15 protein-coding genes are annotated in these 18,591 nt (G+C 41.0%); 6 read left to right on the top strand and 9 right to left on the bottom strand.

What is annotated here, in order from left to right; genetic code table 11:
• Position 1: 1 nt before the first annotated feature.
• Positions 2-1,201: a thioredoxin family protein gene (locus WAA15_RS14175; protein WP_337043440.1), complete on the bottom strand. Its 1,200-nt coding sequence runs from the start codon at positions 1,199-1,201 to the stop codon at positions 2-4.
• Positions 1,202-1,413: 212 nt separating this feature from the next.
• Positions 1,414-1,941, bottom strand: a complete 528-nt coding sequence (locus WAA15_RS14170; protein WP_337043439.1) for a DUF2911 domain-containing protein — start codon at positions 1,939-1,941, stop codon at positions 1,414-1,416.
• 144 nt (positions 1,942-2,085) lie between these two features.
• Here WAA15_RS14170 and WAA15_RS14165 point away from each other — a divergent pair, with 144 nt between their 5' ends.
• From WAA15_RS14165 to WAA15_RS14145, 5 genes are all read left to right on the top strand, one after another.
• Positions 2,086-3,387, top strand: a complete 1,302-nt coding sequence (locus WAA15_RS14165) for a hypothetical protein (protein WP_337043438.1) — start codon at positions 2,086-2,088, stop codon at positions 3,385-3,387.
• A 32-nt stretch (positions 3,388-3,419) separates the two neighbouring features.
• A complete protein-coding gene (locus tag WAA15_RS14160; protein ID WP_337043437.1) occupies positions 3,420-4,541 on the top strand; it encodes a DmpA family aminopeptidase in 1,122 nt (373 codons plus the stop codon).
• A 128-nt stretch (positions 4,542-4,669) separates the two neighbouring features.
• Positions 4,670-6,388 (top strand): GMC family oxidoreductase, encoded by a 1,719-nt coding sequence (locus tag WAA15_RS14155; protein WP_337043436.1) that lies wholly within the window; start codon positions 4,670-4,672, stop codon positions 6,386-6,388.
• Between the two features lie 152 nt (positions 6,389-6,540).
• Positions 6,541-7,245, top strand: a complete 705-nt coding sequence (locus WAA15_RS14150; protein WP_337043435.1) for a hypothetical protein — start codon at positions 6,541-6,543, stop codon at positions 7,243-7,245.
• Between the two features lie 202 nt (positions 7,246-7,447).
• Entirely contained in the window at positions 7,448-8,143 is a 696-nt protein-coding gene (locus tag WAA15_RS14145; protein ID WP_337043434.1) for a hypothetical protein, read from the top strand.
• 75 nt (positions 8,144-8,218) lie between these two features.
• Here WAA15_RS14145 and WAA15_RS14140 read toward each other — a convergent pair whose 3' ends face one another.
• The 6 genes from WAA15_RS14140 to WAA15_RS14115 all read right to left on the bottom strand — a co-directional run bounded on the left by WAA15_RS14140 (position 8,219) and on the right by WAA15_RS14115 (position 16,059).
• Positions 8,219-9,748: an FG-GAP repeat domain-containing protein gene (locus WAA15_RS14140; RefSeq protein ID WP_337043433.1), complete on the bottom strand. Its 1,530-nt coding sequence runs from the start codon at positions 9,746-9,748 to the stop codon at positions 8,219-8,221.
• Between the two features lie 77 nt (positions 9,749-9,825).
• Complete coding sequence (locus tag WAA15_RS14135) at positions 9,826-11,544, bottom strand: GMC family oxidoreductase (protein WP_337043432.1); 1,719 nt, start codon at positions 11,542-11,544, stop codon at positions 9,826-9,828.
• Positions 11,545-11,579: 35 nt separating this feature from the next.
• Positions 11,580-12,110, bottom strand: a complete 531-nt coding sequence (locus WAA15_RS14130) for a gluconate 2-dehydrogenase subunit 3 family protein (protein ID WP_337043431.1) — start codon at positions 12,108-12,110, stop codon at positions 11,580-11,582.
• 43 nt (positions 12,111-12,153) lie between these two features.
• Positions 12,154-13,026 carry an alpha/beta hydrolase gene (locus tag WAA15_RS14125; RefSeq protein ID WP_337043430.1) on the bottom strand — a complete coding sequence of 291 codons (873 nt, stop codon included), beginning with the start codon at positions 13,024-13,026 and terminating at the stop codon, positions 12,154-12,156.
• Positions 13,027-13,041: 15 nt separating this feature from the next.
• On the bottom strand, positions 13,042-13,917 hold the full coding sequence (locus tag WAA15_RS14120; protein WP_337043429.1) for an alpha/beta hydrolase: 876 nt from the start codon (positions 13,915-13,917) through the stop codon (positions 13,042-13,044).
• A 480-nt stretch (positions 13,918-14,397) separates the two neighbouring features.
• Positions 14,398-16,059 carry a carboxylesterase/lipase family protein gene (locus tag WAA15_RS14115; protein WP_337043428.1) on the bottom strand — a complete coding sequence of 554 codons (1,662 nt, stop codon included), beginning with the start codon at positions 16,057-16,059 and terminating at the stop codon, positions 14,398-14,400.
• 391 nt (positions 16,060-16,450) lie between these two features.
• Between WAA15_RS14115 and WAA15_RS14110 the strand changes: the two genes are divergently transcribed.
• Positions 16,451-17,179, top strand: a complete 729-nt coding sequence (locus tag WAA15_RS14110) for an NUDIX hydrolase (protein WP_337043427.1) — start codon at positions 16,451-16,453, stop codon at positions 17,177-17,179.
• A 57-nt stretch (positions 17,180-17,236) separates the two neighbouring features.
• Here WAA15_RS14110 and WAA15_RS14105 read toward each other — a convergent pair.
• Positions 17,237-18,591 (bottom strand): FG-GAP repeat domain-containing protein (locus WAA15_RS14105; protein WP_337043426.1); only part of this gene is annotated, 1,355 nt, incomplete at its 5' end.

Below are 18,591 nucleotides of genomic sequence, written 5' to 3'. Positions count from 1 at the left end.
GTTATTTTAGCTGTGCCTCCAGTTCATTGAACTTTTTCAGGTCAGTTTTACTCAGCGTAGCATATTTTTTGGCCTCTGTTAATTCTTTTCGTGCAAGGGTGGCATCACCTTTACGTTGTTGGAGTTTAGCCGACTGGTAATAATATTCGGCTAGTTGTCCGTTATCTTTCAGAAGTGGTTTTGCCTGAGCAAGGTATTTATCGGCATAGCTAAGATACGTTTTGTCGGTAGTGTTATCGAGTACAAACGAACCCAGATACACCAACGCTGCGCCATTGTTGAGTAGCTTATTGGCAAAGTTATTTACTATTACAAAAGCCTTTTCGGATTGCCCTTCTTTTATCAGTGCCTTTGATTCTAACTGCCAAGTAGCCCCTTCGGCATATTGTCCAAAGCCCAGTTTGTTCATATAGCCTTTAATGGTATTCAGCTTAGCCGACGAGTAATTCTGCCCACGAGGACTATACAAAGAGGTTTGAAGAATAACACCAAGCGCATTTTTTTCTCCGTCGGGGTGGCCTCCACTAGCTTCGTATTGTCCGGCAGTACTTATGTGTTCAAACCAGTATTGCGCAAAACCGTTGTCGAGGTCCTGCACAATTTTTTTAGTAATTGCCCAACTGGTAGGACTGTTTAATTCATTTTTCGGGAAAGAATCATACACCGCATTGGCAATTGTCAGGTTAGTAGTAGTATCTCTGATAACACGGCTATAAAAGCCATAGGCAATTAAAAAATTCAAGTCACGCTCACCTGCTTCGTAGCGTTTTTTATAATTGACAGCTCTTTTTTCGGGGTCTGTTACAGTTTTGCCTACATTAATAACGCTTTCTTCTTTGGCCTCGCCAGACTCTGCCTGATGCACCAGATTACCATTAGCATCAAAAAACAGAAACATCGGAAAATTAGGCAAATAGATATTTTTTGCATTCAGGAATTTTACCTGTTCAGCTTTTTCGCCATTAAGCTTGAAATTAATAAAGTTTTTGTTGTAGAAACTTCCGACAGAAGCACTTTTCAGAATAGGCTCGAAACTCTGGCAAACAGGGCAAGTAGGCAAATAGCACTCTACAAACACCAGTTTGTTAGCAGCTTTTGCTTTTTTAAAAGCCGTTTCGATGTCTGTTTCCCAGATAATCCCCTGTGCAAAAGTTAATTGCGCGCTTATTGCTAATAGCAGTAGCAAGTATATTTTCTTCATAAAGTAATTTAATAAAAAGGCAAAATAAAGAAGAAAACTCACTTACTCAAAAACATTAACATTTCCTTAAGTATTTTTTATTTTCGGGGGCTGTTGCTAAACTTTTCGCAAGGGTTGTGCAACGAGGCCAATCAAGCGTAATACTATCCTGAGCTATACTTTTGGCATAGCTCAGAAGTAAAACGATTGTTAATAGCCTTTTCCCGAATACATTATTTTATAGCAAAAGCCACTTCGGTGTTTTCCCATGCAAGGCTCACTGTGCTTTTGTTTACTGCATAGATGAGTTTTTCGTTAAATACCTTCGATTTTTTTGGTTTTACCGTTACCCGTAAGGCATCTTGAGCAGCATCGTACTTAAAAGCACCCCATTGATTAGGTACTTTATTAAAAATTATGGTCCACTCATTGGCATTCGGAATTGTAAAAAAGCCATATTTACCTGCTGGCAGTTTTTTGCCCTCAATAGTTACGTCTTTTGCAAATTCAATTGTAGTTGCCTCGTTTGCGCCTGCACGCCATACTTGGCCGTAGGGTACCAGTTTACCCCATACTTCTCTGCCTTTTATAGAGGGTTGCCCATAATTGATGGTTATAGTTTTACCATTAATTTCGCCGCTGGCAGTAGCTGGCGGAGAAGGGCGTTTGGTTTTGTCTTCTTGTGCCGACGCAGTTAATGAGAATACAGACGCGGCGAAAAAAATAGTAAGCATAGCCCATTTTTTTGTGTTCTTTTGCATAGTTTTGTTAAGATGTTTTGAAATTAAAAAAGTATTGTCTGCCAATTGACACATCAAAATTAGGCATCTTCTGGCAGGCTGGTTATTCAAGACTTTTCCAAGTTTGTTCAAGTTTATTCAAATACATAAATAACTGATTATTAAGTGCTTGTTGAATCGGACGACATATTGCTTGCGCATTGCAAAAATCTGATAGAAGAGAAACTCAATTGGGGAAAAAGTGAGAACTGGGCGAATCAGGACTTTGAAGAATTATCTCAACGGATTTTCGAAGTAACAACCGTTACTTTAAGCCCAACTACGCTGAAAAGAATCTGGGGAAAAGTAAAGTATGACTCTGCTCCTACTATTACAACTTTAAATACATTGGCACAATTTGTTGGTTTTGAACATTGGCGAGCCTTTCGCCAAAGCCATTCCAATAAAATTGATATTCCTGAACCAATACTTACTCAGCCTGAGGCGGCCATTCAGCAAAGTAAAAGACAGCCCTATGTTTTTTCGTTTATTTTACCTGTTATACTGGCTTTAGGAGCCATAAGTTGGTATTTTATTTCAAAAGCAGACAAGCACCCGCTCAGAGTAAACGCCGACGACTATACCTTTAGCAGCAAAAAAGTAGTGGCCGTGGGCGTACCTAATTCTGTCATTTTTGACTACGATGCTACTAAAGCTCCTAACGACTCGGTTTATATTCAGCAAAGTTGGGATTCCTCCAAACGAACAAAGGTTTCCAGAAATCAGCATCAGCATACGTCTATTTACTATTATCCGGGTTTATTTCAGGCTAAACTGGTTGTAAATAACCAGATTGTGCAAGAACAGACCCTGTTTATCAAGACCGATGGATGGCTGCCTATGGTTGAGCAAAGCCCTGTTCCTGTATACTTTAAACAGGCAGAGGCAATTAGTAACGGCAAATTGGGTTTATCATTAAACCAAATTCTGGCACATAATATCAGTTTACAGCCGACAGCTCCGACAGTATACTATGCTAACCTGCGTGACTTCGGCGATGTAAGAACCAATAATTTTATTTTTGAGACTTCGCTCAAAAACACCTATCGTGAAGGAGCTTCCATCTGCCAATACACAGAAATAGGTTTATTATGCGAAGGCTCCGCTATTACGCTGCATTTATCGGCCAAAGGATGTGTGTCTGAAAATAACCTGTTTTTTGTAGATAAATATATTTCAGGCAAAGAACATGATTTATCGGGGTTAGGTGTCGACTTCAGCAATTTTGTCAAACTCAGATGTGAGTCTGTAAACGGGCAGGTAAAAATATATGTCAATAATCAGTTAGCCTATCAGTTTGCTTACACTGGCCCTGCCAGCAAAATTGTAGGCATTACCTACCGTTTTCAGGGAGGTGGTTTGGTTGATGACGTAAAATTATTACAAGGCGATAAAAAACCGATATACGAAGACACTTTTATGCAGTAAATCAATTATTACCCCTACACACCTCATTCTCTATGAAACTCCGTTTATTATTTCTTTTTTTAGTAAGCATAATGGCACAAGCCCAGCCAAAACGCCCGCGTGAATTAGGCATTAAAATAGGTATCTTAAAAACAGGAGCAAATAATGCCATTACTGATGTTGGAGGCGTTAAAATTGGGCAGGTAAGTTTAATTGAAGGAGATAAAATACGCACGGGTGTAACAGCAATTATTCCGCACGAAGGCAATCTGTTTCAGGAGAAAGTACCGGCGGCTATTTTTATTGCCAATGGCTTTGGCAAACTGGCAGGTATCAGTCAGGTTCAGGAACTGGGCAATATCGAAACACCTATTATTCTGACCAATACGCTGTCGGTACCAACAGCGGCCGATGCTGTAATTGATTATACACTGGCTCAGAAAGGCAACGAAAAGGTACGGTCGGTGAATCCGGTTGTAGGCGAAACCAATGATAGTTTCCTGAATGATATTACAGGCCGGCACGTAAAAAAAGAAGATGTATTAAGGGCTATTGAAATAGCCTCGGCCGGCAAAGTAGAAGAAGGCTGTGTGGGTGCAGGCACAGGCACCATTTGTTTTGCATGGAAAGGCGGCATCGGAACGGCCTCAAGGGTATTACCGGCGAAATCGGGCGGGTATACTGTTGGCGTAATTGTACAAACCAATTTTGGCGGAGTATTGCAGGTAAATGGCGTACCTGTGGGCGAAGAACTAAAACAGTATTTTATGAATGACCAACTCAACGACCCCGCCGACGGCTCGTGTATGATAGTAGTTGCTACTGATGCTCCGCTAACGTCGCGTAATCTGGAAAGATTGGCTAAAAGAGCTATTTTTGGACTTGCCAAAACCGGAGGAATAGCCTCAAATGGCAGCGGTGATTACGTGATTGCTTTCTCTACGGCCAAACAATTACGGGTACCGCATAGCGCACCTACCAAATTTTATGAAGCAACCGAACTTCGGAACGATGATGTTTCTCCGCTGTTTCTGGCAGCTATTGAAGCCACCGAAGAAGCCATCATTAACTCAATGTTTGCTGCACAAACCACCAAAGGAGCCAATGGGGTTATTCAGGCACTACCTGTTGATAAAGTATTAGAAATCAGCAAAAAATATAATAAGCTGAAATAAAATTATGTAGCTTAGCCTGCCAAAGAAGAACATAAAAACCATTAGTGCAGATTAAATAATTAGTCAACAATTGGCTGACTTACTTATTTTATATACCTTTAAAGTCCATTATATTTTAACCTATACTAATGAATTTTCAAGGAAAAACAAAAGAAGCTATTCAATATGATGCTATTGTAGTGGGTTCTGGTATTTCGGGCGGGTGGTCTGCCAAAGAACTTTGTGAAAAAGGTTTAAAAGTATTATTGCTGGAGCGTGGACGAATGATTGAGCATGTGACCGACTATCATACAGCCACAAAAGCCCCGTGGGAGTTTCCGCACCACGATTTACAAATGCCTAACGATTTACTGAAGAATTATCCGGTTCAAAACCGGACGGGTTTTGCCATTATGGAATCGACCCACCACCATTTTGTAAATGATTTGGAAAATCCTTACGTAGAAGAAAAACCTTTCGACTGGATACGGGGGTATCATGTAGGCGGGCGTTCTTTAATGTGGGGCCGCTACTCGTTTCGTTTTTCTGACCTTGATTTTGAAGCAAACGCCAAAGAGGGTATTGCCACCGATTGGCCTATACGTTATAAAGATTTAGCACCGTGGTACGATTACGTTGAAAAATTTGCCGGAATTGCCGGAAATCGGGATGGGCTTCCGCATTTGCCAGATGGGCATTTTCAGCCTGCTATGCCCGATAACTGTATAGAAAGCCATTTCAGAAACAGCGTAAACACAGGTTTTAATGATAGAAAAGTTATATCGGCTCGTGCCGCGCACCTTACACAACCCACAGAAGAACAAACAGCCTTAGGGCGTGCCAAGTGCCAGTATCGGAACCTTTGTATGCGTGGTTGCCCTTATGGAGCTTATTTCAGTACGCAGTCGGCAACTTTACCAGCCGCTCGCCGTACAGGAAACTTAACTTTAAGGCCACATTCAATTGTTAACTCTATTATTTATGATGAAAAATCAGGAAAAGCAACGGGTGTTAGAGTGATTGACGAACAAACGAACGAATGGTTAGAGTTTTCGGCAAAAATTATCTTTCTGAATGCGTCGGCTTTAGGTTCGACTTTTATTCTGATGAATTCAAAATCGAATCGTTTTCCGAATGGAATGGATGACAGCGGGCAGTTAGGCCATAACCTGATGGACCACCATTTTCATGTTGGAGCCACAGCCGATTATACCAAAGATTTAGACAAGATATATTATGGCCGCCATCCGGCAGGTTTGTATGTACCTCGGTTTCGTAATTTACCGGGTAACCCAAAACAGCCATTTAACCGAGGCTACGGCTTTGAAGTATATACTTGGCGCGATGGATGGCAACATTCAATCGGGATGGATGGCATGGGTGCTGCATTTAAAGAGCAAGTTGCCTCTTATGGTGACTGGAAAATGATTCTGGACGCTTTTGGTGAATGCCTGCCTTATTATGACAACAAAGTAAGCCTTACCGACGAAATAAAAGATAAATGGGGGCAGCCAGTTTTAAAAATGGATGTACATTACCGTGAAAACGAAGCCCTGATGCGAAAAGATGCTAAAGAACAAGCTGTGGCTATGATGGAAAAGGCCGGATTTTCAAATATTGAAGCCTATGATAGGCAAGCACACCCGGGTTTGAGCATCCATGAAATGGGTACAGCCCGCATGGGCACTGATGCTAAAAATTCGGTATTTAATAAATATAACCAACACCATGTAGTAAAGAACGTTTTCTGTACCGATGGAGCCTGCATGACCTCCTCGCCTTGCCAGAACCCGTCGCTTACCTATATGGCTCTTTCTGCTCGTGCTGCCGACTACGCCGTAAGTGAAATGAAGAAAGGGAATCTTTAGAAATAACCATTGTTTCAAGATAAATCAAAGTACAAACCTATATACATAAAAGGAATGGTCTAAGCTGAATATGCTGTGTTTATCTTATACCGTTCCTTTCATTCAAACAAAAAACTACCTTTTATTTAATTAAATTAAAACCTAAATTTTTTATGAAAAAACTCGTTCTGATAGGCTGTTTACTTGGCTGTTCTACTGCTTTTGCTCAATCTTTTATTCCGGCTTTTGACCGTTTCTCGGGTAAAGAAATTGCTTACATTAATTTAGAAGATGGTACCAAAATTGAAGGCACTATTGATGATATTGACCGTAAAAAAGGGCTTATCGAAGAAATTGTAATTTTACCAACCGGGCAAAAGAAAAAACGTAAAATTCAAGCTGAAGAAATTAAAACAATGTATCTACCAGCAAGTGGTTACAATAAACTTGTGAACGCCTCTGAGCAAACATTCAATGCGCAGAAATGGAAAGATAATAACGTAAACATGGACATCATCAACAAAGGATATGCCTATTTCGAGAAGTCAACAGTAGGCATAAAAAAAGATGTTGAGGTATTGCTTATGCAAATGGTTAACCCATCGTTCAGCCAGAAAATTAAAGTGTATCATGACCCACGCGCACAGGAAAGTATGCGTTTTGGTGTAGCAGGTATTACAATGGCCGGAGGTGACGATAAATCATACTACGTAAAAGTTGGCGATGCCGCAGCCGTAAAAATCAAAAGAAAAGATTACGAAGAAGCATATCTGGCTTTATACAAAGACTGCCCTGAATTATTGAAGAAACTTAAAGATGACCATCGTTGGAGTAAATTCGATGAACATTTATGGGCTTATACCACCGAATGTAAATAAGCCTTTCAGAGAAGGATTTAAAACACTATTTAAACGAGCCACAGTTAATTTCTGTGGCTCGTTTGCGTATAGAGATTGCCGGATTTAACAAATTTTAAGAAAAATAATAACCGTAAAAAAGATTCATGGGCAATTCAGTGGCTATTCTTTCGTTTCATCAAACAATCACCTCTTATTTAGTCATATAAATTTCTATACAATTATGAAAAAAATAGCATTGCTTTTGTGCTTATTCGGCTGCACAACTCTTACGGCGCAGGTATTTACCCCTGCTTTTGACCTTTTTTCAGTGAAAGAAGTAGCTTATATCAACCTAGAAAATGGAACGTTGATAGAAGGCATAATGAAAGCGGTTAACCGCAAAAACGGACTTATTACCTCTGTTGTTCTTACTCCTACCGGAACAAACAAAAAACTCAAAATCAATTCAGAAGAAATCCTGAATATGTATTTGCCCATTAGTAGTTTCAATAAATTCGATAATGCTGTTAATAGAGCCTTTAATAAACATATTAAAGGGATTAACATAGAAATAACCGACCACGGTTATGCTTATTTCGAAAAAACAAAAGTGGTAAAGAAAAACGAAATAGAAGAATTGCTCTTACAGTTGGTGAATCCTTCTTTCAGCGACAAAATAAAGGTTTATGATATTCCATTATCTAAACAAACCACGAGTACAGAAATAGGGGGCATCGGGATAGAGCTTAATGAAAACAAGGCTTACTTTGTAAAAGTTGGTGAGGCTACGGCTGTCAAGCTACGGAAAAAAGATTATGATGAAGCGTATACAGCCTTGTATAAAGATTGCCCTGTGTTAGTGAACAATCTGAAAGATGACCACCGTTGGTCGAAGTTTGGCGAACATTTATGGACATACACCAAACAGTGTAATTAAGTAAACTAAAGGTGGTGTTTTAATAAAACTATATAAAACACCACCATTGTTTTTATATGCAGGAACTTATCAAACTTATGGTTTGATTGTACGGTTTCTCAGCAATAAAAAGGAAGTATCTTTTCTGGCTACATCTTTTATGCCTTGTTTGGTTAAATCAAGGCTACCTATAACTATATCTTCATCACCATCGCCATCTAAATCTCCGGCATCCATTACCAGCCATTTACCTGCTTTTACAGCTTTTATAGTAAACGGCTTAAAGGTTAAATTTCCTTGATTTTCAAGGTAAACGAAACCCTCTTGCGGCTGGTTTTTCCGGTCTGGAAAATAAGCAATTGCCGCAATGTCTATGTCACCATCTTTATCAAAATCGCGGGCAATAGCTTTATAAGCGCCATTAATCGGAAAAAAAGTTTGTTGTTTAAACTCGTTCTTTCCATTGTTCAGATACACGTAAACGCCATGATAATTTTTCAGGACTTTGTTTGAATAGTCGGCGTTATCACCACTTACATACAGAATATCCTTATACCCATCTTTATTTAAATCGACCATTTCAAAATAACACGACCCATAAATGGACGGGAACCTGATAACCTCACGCGTATCAAAGTTACCATTGCCTTTGTTGGTAAACAGAAAAACACCTTCCTGCGCCTGTGCAAACAACACCCATATATCGGGCAGACCATCTTTATTTTCGTCGGCGATGTAAGCCTTGATAGCACCGGGCAACTCGCGTATAATTCTTTTTTCATAGCCATGGTTTTGCAGATTTTTATACCACAACAATGCGCCTTTTTTATTACCAAAACTACAAATTAACTGGTCTTTATAGGTATCATTGTCGAGGTCTACTGCAATGGTCTGAACAGGGCGTTGAAGGCTATCAATTAATGAATTACTTGTTGTACCAGACTCAAACCTGAGTAATTTGCCTGTTCTTAAATCATTAGGATTCATGATTCCGATACTTGTCATGAAACCCTTGCGAGCACCTGCTTTCTTTAAATCTTCTTCAAAATCAATATCTACAATAGTACCGTTTACTTTTCTGCCCGAAACAGGTTTCAGATATTTATCAAAAACAAGCAAACTATTGCTATAATTACTGGCTTGATATACTTGCTGGTTACCCTCATCAATTTTCAGATAGGTTGTAGCCGGAAAACCCTCTTTTTCTACCTTTGCGGCTTCAATGTCGAATAATGTTGTGGGGGTCTCAATGGGAGGTCTGTTCTGCGGAAGCATCTTTTCGGGAGCTTTTTCAGTATAATAGGCCACTATTTTTTCCCAATCTTCAATAGAGATGGCCGATTTGTTCACAAAGTAGCTTGAGTCTTTATTTTTCTCCTGCCGAATATCGGGGTAAACCATGCCTCCGTTTACCATAAAACCTAACTGCTCAGCCATGACCGGCAATACGCTCTGTGTCCAAGTAGTTTTGTCTAGCAGTTCGGGTTCAGGAAAAAGGTGGCAGGAAGCACAATATACTTTGGCTAGTTCTTCGCCGCTTTGTTGGGAAGTATCTTTTTGTTGGCAGCTATTGATGAATAATAAACCGGGAAAGGCAAAAGAGCTTATTATCCGAAGGAATTTCATCGTATCTGGTTGGTTTAAAAGTAACCTCTCCGGCAAGGGGCCAGAGAGGTTAAAAATTATAGGATAATCTGAGACGATTATATATTTTTCTTTTTCAGTTCGCTAACTGCGAAATCGGCCGCACGAGCTGTAAGTGCCATATAGGTTAGCGATGGATTCACGCATGAAGCCGAGGTCATACAAGCACCATCGGTTACAAATACGTTCGGCACACCCCATACCTGATTATGACCATTCAAGACCGAAGTTTTAGGGTCACGGCCCATACGTGCAGTACCCATTTCATGAATAGCCATACCTAAATAAGAGCCGTTGTCATAAGCACGTACGTTTTTCACGCCTGCGGTTTCCAACATTTCTTTGGCATCGTTCATCATATCTACACGCATTTTTTTCTCGTTTTCTTTCAACTCTGCATCAAAAACCACTAATGGCATTCCCCATTTGTCTTTTTCGGTTGGGTGTAAGTACATTCTGTTTTCGTAGTAAGGCAGGGTTTCGCCAAAGCCGCCCAAGCCCATTGTCCATAGACCCGGCTTGGTTACTTCATTTTTGTAGTCAGCCCCGAAGCTCAACTCAGCCACATTACGTTGCCAGCCCTGACGGCCCGAACCTGCACCACCCTGATAACCAAAACCACGTAGGTAATCGCGTTTGTCGTTACCGATATTACGATAACGAGGTACATAAATACCATTGGCACGGCGGCCATAAGAATATTTATCCAAATCGCCTTCCCATACACCTGACGCTCCCGTACGGAAGTGGTGGTCCATGAGGTTATGCCCTAACTGACCAGAGTCATTTCCGAAGCCATTAGGGAAACGGTTCGATTTTGAGTTAAGCAGAATAGCCGTTGAACCTAAGGCACTACCACACACAAAAACAATTTTAGCGTAATATTCGGTAGGTTGTAAAGTTACGGCATCAATTACTCTTACACCTGTTGCACGTTTTTTGTTTTCGTCGTACATGATTTCGGTTACTACCGAGTCAGGGCGTAGAGTTAAACGGCCTGTTTTGGCTGCCGGAGGTAATGTACATGATTGTGTACTGAAATAAGCTCCAAATGGGCAACCTAACGAGCATTTGTTACGATACTGACACGAAGCACGGCCAATACCTAGTTGTGCCTTTGCAGCCTCTGAAAGGTTTGCTACACGACCAATAGTCATGACACGCCCCGGGAAGTTTTTCTCAATACGTTTACGAACTTCTTTTTCTACAAAGTACATTTCCATTGGTGGCAAAAACTCTGAGTCTGGCAATTGAGGCAGGTTCAGTTTTTCGCCTGAGATACCTACGAATTTCTCAACATAAGAATACCACGGAGCTACATCTTTATAACGGATGGGCCAATCAACAGCGATATTATCTTTTAAGTTTGCTTCAAAATCAAGGTCACTCCAACGATATGACTGACGCCCCCACATAATTGATTTACCACCCACAATACCCGGACGGAACCAGTCGAATCTTTTATCTTCTTTATACATCGAATCTGAATCGTTCATCCAGTATTTCTCTGTCATTTCATTGTAGGGGTAATCACGCGATAATTTCGGGTGTGATTCCTTCTGAGCAATAGTTAACCGGCCATTATATTGCATTTGCCATGGGTCTTTCATGGCGTTTTCATAACCTGTTACGTGTTCTAACTGTTTGCCTTTTTCAAGCATTATTACACGCAGGCCTTTTTCTGTTAATTCTTTTGCGGCCCATCCTCCGGTTACACCAGAGCCAATCACGATAGCGTCATAGGTTTGGGCTTTAATAGCATCTATATTTAAGTTCATTTTTGTCTGTACGTTTTATCTATGATAGGTTAAAATTAAATAGCCCAAGCCTTCTGACCGGGTTTGTAAGGAGCAGAACCATCGAATCTACCCGGTATTGGCAAGTACTCCAATGCTTGTGTAGCACCTATTTCAGAAGTAAAGTACCCTACGGTTGTTAACTCTTTCATTCTCAGGAAGAAAGCCTTATCGGTAGTCATGGTTTGTTTTACCATTTCGTTTTTATCGGCTACGCTCAAATCCATAAAGCCTTTGCCAAATTTGGCTTTGCTATCGGCATCTAATTTTGCCAGACCTGCATAGAATTTATCTTGGTCGTCTTTTACGTAGCAATCGCGCATTACCCTGATAATAAACTTCTCTGCACCTGCGGCTTTTGCACCCGGGGTATCGGTTGTTGGAATAATAATGTCGGCAACTTCTGCTATTAGTGCTGCCTGATCGGCGGTAGTAGCTACACTTTCGCCGGTATTAAGTACTTGTCCCATTACACCAGCAATTACCGGTGGAGATAACACCCCTCCTACTAGCAGGGAAAGTCTCTGAACAGCTTCTCTACGATTCATTCTTGATAAGGTTAAATAAATTGGATAATGTTAGAAAAATCTTTTAACGATGGAAACTATCCCCTACAAACTTGAGCACCTCCGGTAAGGCTGTACGCCAGTAGGTCCAAGTGTGGCCTCCTTCACGGACACGAAACTCATGCGGGATTTTTTTATCAATCATCATTGCGTGTAATGCCATATTTCCTTTTATCAGGAAATCGTCATCGCCACAATCAATATAAAATCTTACTTTTTTTAAATCTTCTGCATTGGCAGTTTCCACAATTTTAATCGGAGCGTTTTTATAGTAGTGGTCTGTCAGGCGGTCTTTACCTTTCAGGTTTTTGCCATATAAATCTCCAAAGACATAGTTCCAGCGGTCTTGCTCTGTATTTCCTGTTACTATTTCTTCATCTGTCCAGACTGCTGCGCTCAACGGAGCCGCTGCGGTAAACATATCAGGGTGTTTAGTGGCATATAACAACGTACCTAAGCCACCCATCGAAAGCCCAGCTACCGCCCTGAACTCCTTCTTAGAACGAATCCGGTAGGTTGTTTCGATATATGGAATAAACTCTTTTATGAAAAAATCTTCAAATTTTGTCTTGCCATCATAGCTATTCATGTACCATGTTACGCCTGCGTCTGGCATTACGATAATCATTGGCGGTGCTTCTCCGCTATTAATTACCTTATCGGCAATTTCGGGTGCCTGCCCGAACTGTGTCCAGCCTGTTTCGTTATCTGTGTAGCCGTGCAAGAGGTATAAAACCGGATACTGACGGTTGTTTTTTTCGTAATCGGCAGGCAGATAAATACTATACTTTACTTCCCGGCCTAGTGTACTACTTTTGAGGCTCAAACTTTCTTTTACGATGCCTTGCTGAGCAAAACCACAGTACGAAATCAGTAATAAAAACAGAACTTTTTTCATTTGTTTAATAAGGAATTATTTTTGATGGAAACTTTCACTTACAAATTTTAATACATCTGGCAAGGCTGTTCGCCAGTAGGTCCAAGTATGGCCCCCATCCCGCACACGAAATTCGTGCGGAATTTTCTTATCAATCATCAGGGCGTGTAGGGCCATATTTCCTTTTATCAGGAAATCGTCATCACCACAATCAATGTAATACCTTACCTTTTTGATTTCGTCGGGGTTGGCCGTTTCAATAATTTTCAGAATAGAATTTTTATAGTAATGCTCATTGAGGCGGTCTTTACCTTTTAAATCTTTTCCGTAACGTTGGGCATACGAGCTAGCCCATTGTGCCTCAGGCATGGCCAATACTTCTTCGTCTGTACGAACGCCCGCACTCAGAGGTGCCGAAGCCGCAAATAAATCGGGGTGTTTGGTCGACATCACCAATGTGCCGTATCCACCCATCGAAAGGCCAGCTATGGCTCTGTAACGTTTCTGCTTACGCACCCGATAACTTGACTCAATGTAGGGAATAAACTCTTTAATGAAGAAATCTTCATAGGGTACTTTTCCGTCATAGCTATTTACATAGCCACTTACACCGCCGTCGGGCATGGCAATAATCATGGGGGCAATTTCACCGTTCTGAATCAGTTTATCAGTAATGCCATTGGCTTCGCCGAACTGCACCCAGCCCGTTTCGTCATCGCCGAAACCATGCAACAGATAAAGAATAGGATAAGAACGATTAGATGTTTCGTAGTCGGCAGGAAGGTAGATATTGTACTTTACGTCTTTGCCTAAGAGCGAACTCTTGATGGTTAGGCTTTCTTTTACAACACCCTGCTGTGCGAATGCACCAACAGTTACAAATAAAAATAGCGCATGAAAGATGCGTTTCATGGGTTGGCAATAGGTTAAAGGTGAATAAGTAGTAAATATAGTATGATAATACTTTTAAATCCAAATTTTAAACGCCTACAAATATGCACATACAAAAATAGCTCCAGCCGCTTTCCTCTTACGAGGAAAGACGACTGTCGCTTGTTCAGGGTCAGGAGTGTTATTTATCAATCAAAAAAGTTATTCAACTACTATTTGTTTCCGATTTGCAGATTGCTACTCAGGTTATCAAAAGCCAATGTTACGCTAGCTTGCTTTATAAAAATCACTTGATAACTGCCGTTTTAACAACCACAAAACAGGTTTTAGTTTTTACCTGATTTTTATAGGGATTTGTTTATTTTTCCAATAATCCCTTAGTTTCAAGCCATTCGGCAAAACGTTCAATCCATTTTTCGGTAGGAAAACTGGTTTTTCGTAAAGGCGTTTAGCTACTCTGTGAACCTATATTTGATAGCTCTTGAATTGGTCTTAATGAAACTAAACGATTGATTTGCGCGCTTCGCGGTCAGGGTCATTTTTCATTATACAAACATCGTCCAGAATCATGGTTTCGCCATTAGCAGTGGTGTAAGGTGCCCAGTCAGGAAGCCCACCTCCATTAGGGTTACCTGTGCGTGCAAAATTAAGAAACGATTTTGCCATTTTTTCTGATAGCCTGCGTGGTCTTGCCCCACCACCTGTGTGTGTTAGCATGAGGTCGGTATTGTAAAACCAGAAACATATATCATCGCAATGGAAGGCTCTCATTCTGCCATCAAACAAAGGTGGTTGCCACCCAAACCACGCCAGATAAACAGGTGCTTTTTGTTTTGCTTTGGCATCGGCAGCAGCAATGGCATTTTTACGGTTACTGATAATCATTGACCAGATTTCGATTGGTTTTTTATTAGGGAAAACCTTAGCGTAGGCATCGGTAATTTCGGCCGATTTATCGCCAAAGCGTGGTTTAAGTTTTTCCTTCACTTCATTCAAAGAAACCGTCTCGATGGAAGCATCCGTGCGGCTAGGAGAAAATTCATTAAAAGTAGTGCTGATAATTAAAGGAATATCGGCCGAGAAATGCCCAGTTTCAGAGAAAAATGGTTTATCTGACAGAAAACGTCCGTCAGCTACCGGAGCGAAGCCACCTCTTTGCAGGTTCATTTTTTTAGCTTCTTCGGCCATTGATGCTACTGCTTTATTGGCAATGTCGATGTATTGCCGCCACGGAATTTGTTGTAGTTTGTCAATTTCATTAGGGTTTAATCCGGCTTCTTTTAAGACGGCTGCCCCTAGTTTTTCAGCATACTCTTTTGGCACACCACCCAACGAAGAGCCACTCAAGGCTACCGCTTTATGGAACAAGCCTTTAGCAGATGGCATGGCCATTAAGGTTGTTACTTTAGCTCCACCACCCGACTGCCCTATGATGGTTACATTGCTGGCATCGCCACCAAAACTGGCAATGTTATCTCTTACCCACTCTAAGGCAGCTACAATATCGAGCATTCCTACGTTACCCGAAGCTGCAAATTTTTCGCCACCTACACCTGCCAGATTCGTAAAACCTAAAGTACCCAGCCGATGATTTAATGAACAATAAACTACATCGCCCAAACGACTGATGTTCTCGCCATTGTACCCATCTTGTTCAATACCATTACCATTGACGAACCCACCTCCGTGCAACCACACAATTACAGGTCTTTTTTTGTTATCTAGTGCCGGAGTCCAGATATTAAGTTTTAGACAATCTTCGCTTACGTCGTCATAATTCCAGTGGTCAACAAATGAAGCATATTGGTCGGCATAACGTTTTTCCATGATTTGCGGCGCGCTGTTTCCCCACCACACTGTGGGTTTTACACCCGCCCAGGATTTGGGCTTTTGAGGTGGCATAAACCGATTTTCGCCTGAGGTATCTGCACCGTACGGAACACCCAGAAATGTATGAATACCTCTCAGAATATAGCCTCTGATTTTACCATAGTTTGTGTTTGCAACTGCTATGTTATCACCTACAAATAAAATCTGTTCGTCGTCTTTCTCTTTATTTCCGAATGCTTTGGCATTAGCAGTTAAAGGCAAAGCACTGCCAATACCTAAACCTGCGGTACTTAAGCCAAGTTTTTGTATAAAATTCCTTCTATTAGATTTCATAGTAACAAATAAGTTAGGTTGTATAATGTTAAATAAGCTGGAACTATAACCCTTTCAATAATAAGGCTTTAGTAAGCAACCTGAATGAATGGGTCCGGTAATTTTATAAGAATAAAGTCTGTTGAACTGTGGTCCATTTTCTAACGGAAAGTAGTATTATATCTTAAAACTAATATAGCTTGAGCAGATACTATTTTAAGAATCGACTTATGGGATAAATAAGCCTATAAATTCTTTTTTTCTGGCGATTTCCTAGATGTGAAATAGCATTTTTATAACTTTTTTAATATTATATAAAAATTATCATAGTCATTGTATCAATTAGTTACAATACAAACACATTCTTTGAATATTACAAATTTTTCTATATTTTTGTACAAAACCTAATTTTATGAACCGTACCCATGACTCAAAGGGATACTGGGATAGTAATATTAAACTGCTACCTGGTATTTCTATTGACTGTGCTATTTTTGGCTTTAATGATAGCCAGTTAAAAATACTGCTGCTTAAGTATAAAAATACCGATTGTTTTGCCTTGCCGGGTGGATTTATTAATGAAGATGAAAATCTGGGAGAAGCTGCCGAAAGAATTCTAACAGAAAGAACAGGGTTGAAAAATATTTATCTTGAACAGTTTTATGCCTTTGGCGACAAAGACCGACGCAACGATGCTACTCATCATAAGCTCATGGCTGGAAATGGCATAGAACTTAAACCCGACCATTATTTACTAAACAGATTTGTTTCGATTGGCTATTATGCTTTGATTGATTTCTCAAAAGCTACGCCTACCCCTGACCAGTATGCCGACTCATGCGAATGGTACGATTTACACTCGGTTCCTGCGCTTATATTTGACCATAACGAGATTTTGCAAAAGGCACTTTACACACTACGCCACAGCATTGATGAAAAATTAGCAGGGCTAAATCTTTTGCCCGAAAAGTTTACTATGAATGAATTTCAGAATTTATATGAAACTATTTTAGGTGAAAAACTGGCTAGGTCGAATTTCCAACGGAAAATGCTAAGTTTAAATATTCTGAAAAGGCTGGATAAAAAAATTACCGGAGGGGCGCATAAAGCTCCTTACCTATATAGCTTTGATATAAAATAAAATGCTGGCACTGCCGTAGTCCATAGTGCCAGCATTTGGTATTTTCTGAGGTGATTTCTAGCGTTTTATTTGCCGCTTATTCCCCTTGTTATCTATGATTTCTACTTGCTCCACTCCCTTCGGAATGTACAAACGCCGTGAACTCGACGATAAAAACGAACTCACATATCCTACCTCTACACGACGTACCCGACCCCCCGACAAATGTAACAAACCTACTCTATCACCACTCCCCAAAACTAATGAACTACTCCCCCCATTGTAACGGAAAAAACGTAAATCCCCGCGGTTCTGAGATGCCAATATCAACTCATCCCCTCTACTCCCGCTCAGCCGTACCAATGCCTTCCCATCTCCTCTCACACAATAGCCACTCCACTCGGGTAACACCGACACAAAGCCTCCCTTCCCATTACCTCTTAACAACAACCCATTCAACCCATCATGTCGACCAACTGATACCTCAGTCCCATAATCATTCCCGTTTACCAACACATCCAGATACCCATCTCCATCATAATCATCTATCAATAAACCATATACCGGTGCAAACTGTGCCTCTATCGGTAAAACTCGTACCTCAAAAATACCCCCACCCTTGTTTTCTACATAACTGCTCTGCATCCAACTCGAACGTAACACCAAAGCATCCTTCATCTCCTCCGGCTTCAATATCTCTTTGATGCTCGCCTCCGAAAACTTCGCATAGTTCTGGAATCGCTGACGGGTCTGGATGAACTGCTTCGCCAAATCGTCTCGCGTGTTGTAGGGGTACTCCTGACGCTTCCCTGAAGCATCAGGAAAATACACCGTCGGAATTGCATCATAAAAACCATCGTTGTTGAAATCCTTCGAGTAAATACTCACTGGCTCCTGTTCACTCGCACGCATCAACGTGTTCAAGCCCTGATTCCCAACTATGTAATCCATGTCTCCATCGTTGTCAAAGTCTCCACTGCTGATGCTCGTCCACCAGCCTACTTTCCCTGACAAACCGCCATTCTGTGATAATGGCTCCAACTTCCCCGAATTGTTGTGCAACACCGTGATAGGCATCCACTCGCCTACTATTATCAGGTCGTCCCAACCGTCGTTGTCATAGTCGCTCCAAACCCCGTCACACACCAGACCAATGTTTTTCAATATGCCTGCTACTTCGCTGGTCACATCTGTGAATCGGACTACTCCGCCACTGCTGTCATTCCTCAGAATGTAACTCGAAACTGGCTTCGGATACGCCCCTGGCTCTACACGACCTCCTATAAACAAATCCAGATCGCCGTCATGGTCATAGTCTGACGCTTTTACACAGGAACCACTCTTCAGAAACGTCGGTAAGGCCGAAGCCTCTAGGCTGAAATGACCTTTGCCATCGTTTACATAAAAACGGTCTTGCAAGGAGGACGACGTTG

The sequence above is a fragment of the Emticicia sp. 17c genome (genome assembly GCF_037153985.1).
In the GTDB taxonomy this organism is placed as follows: Bacteria; Bacteroidota; Bacteroidia; order Cytophagales; family Spirosomataceae; genus Emticicia.
Note: the sequence above shows the minus strand (reverse complement) of the source record. Positions and strands in the feature narration are given on the sequence as shown.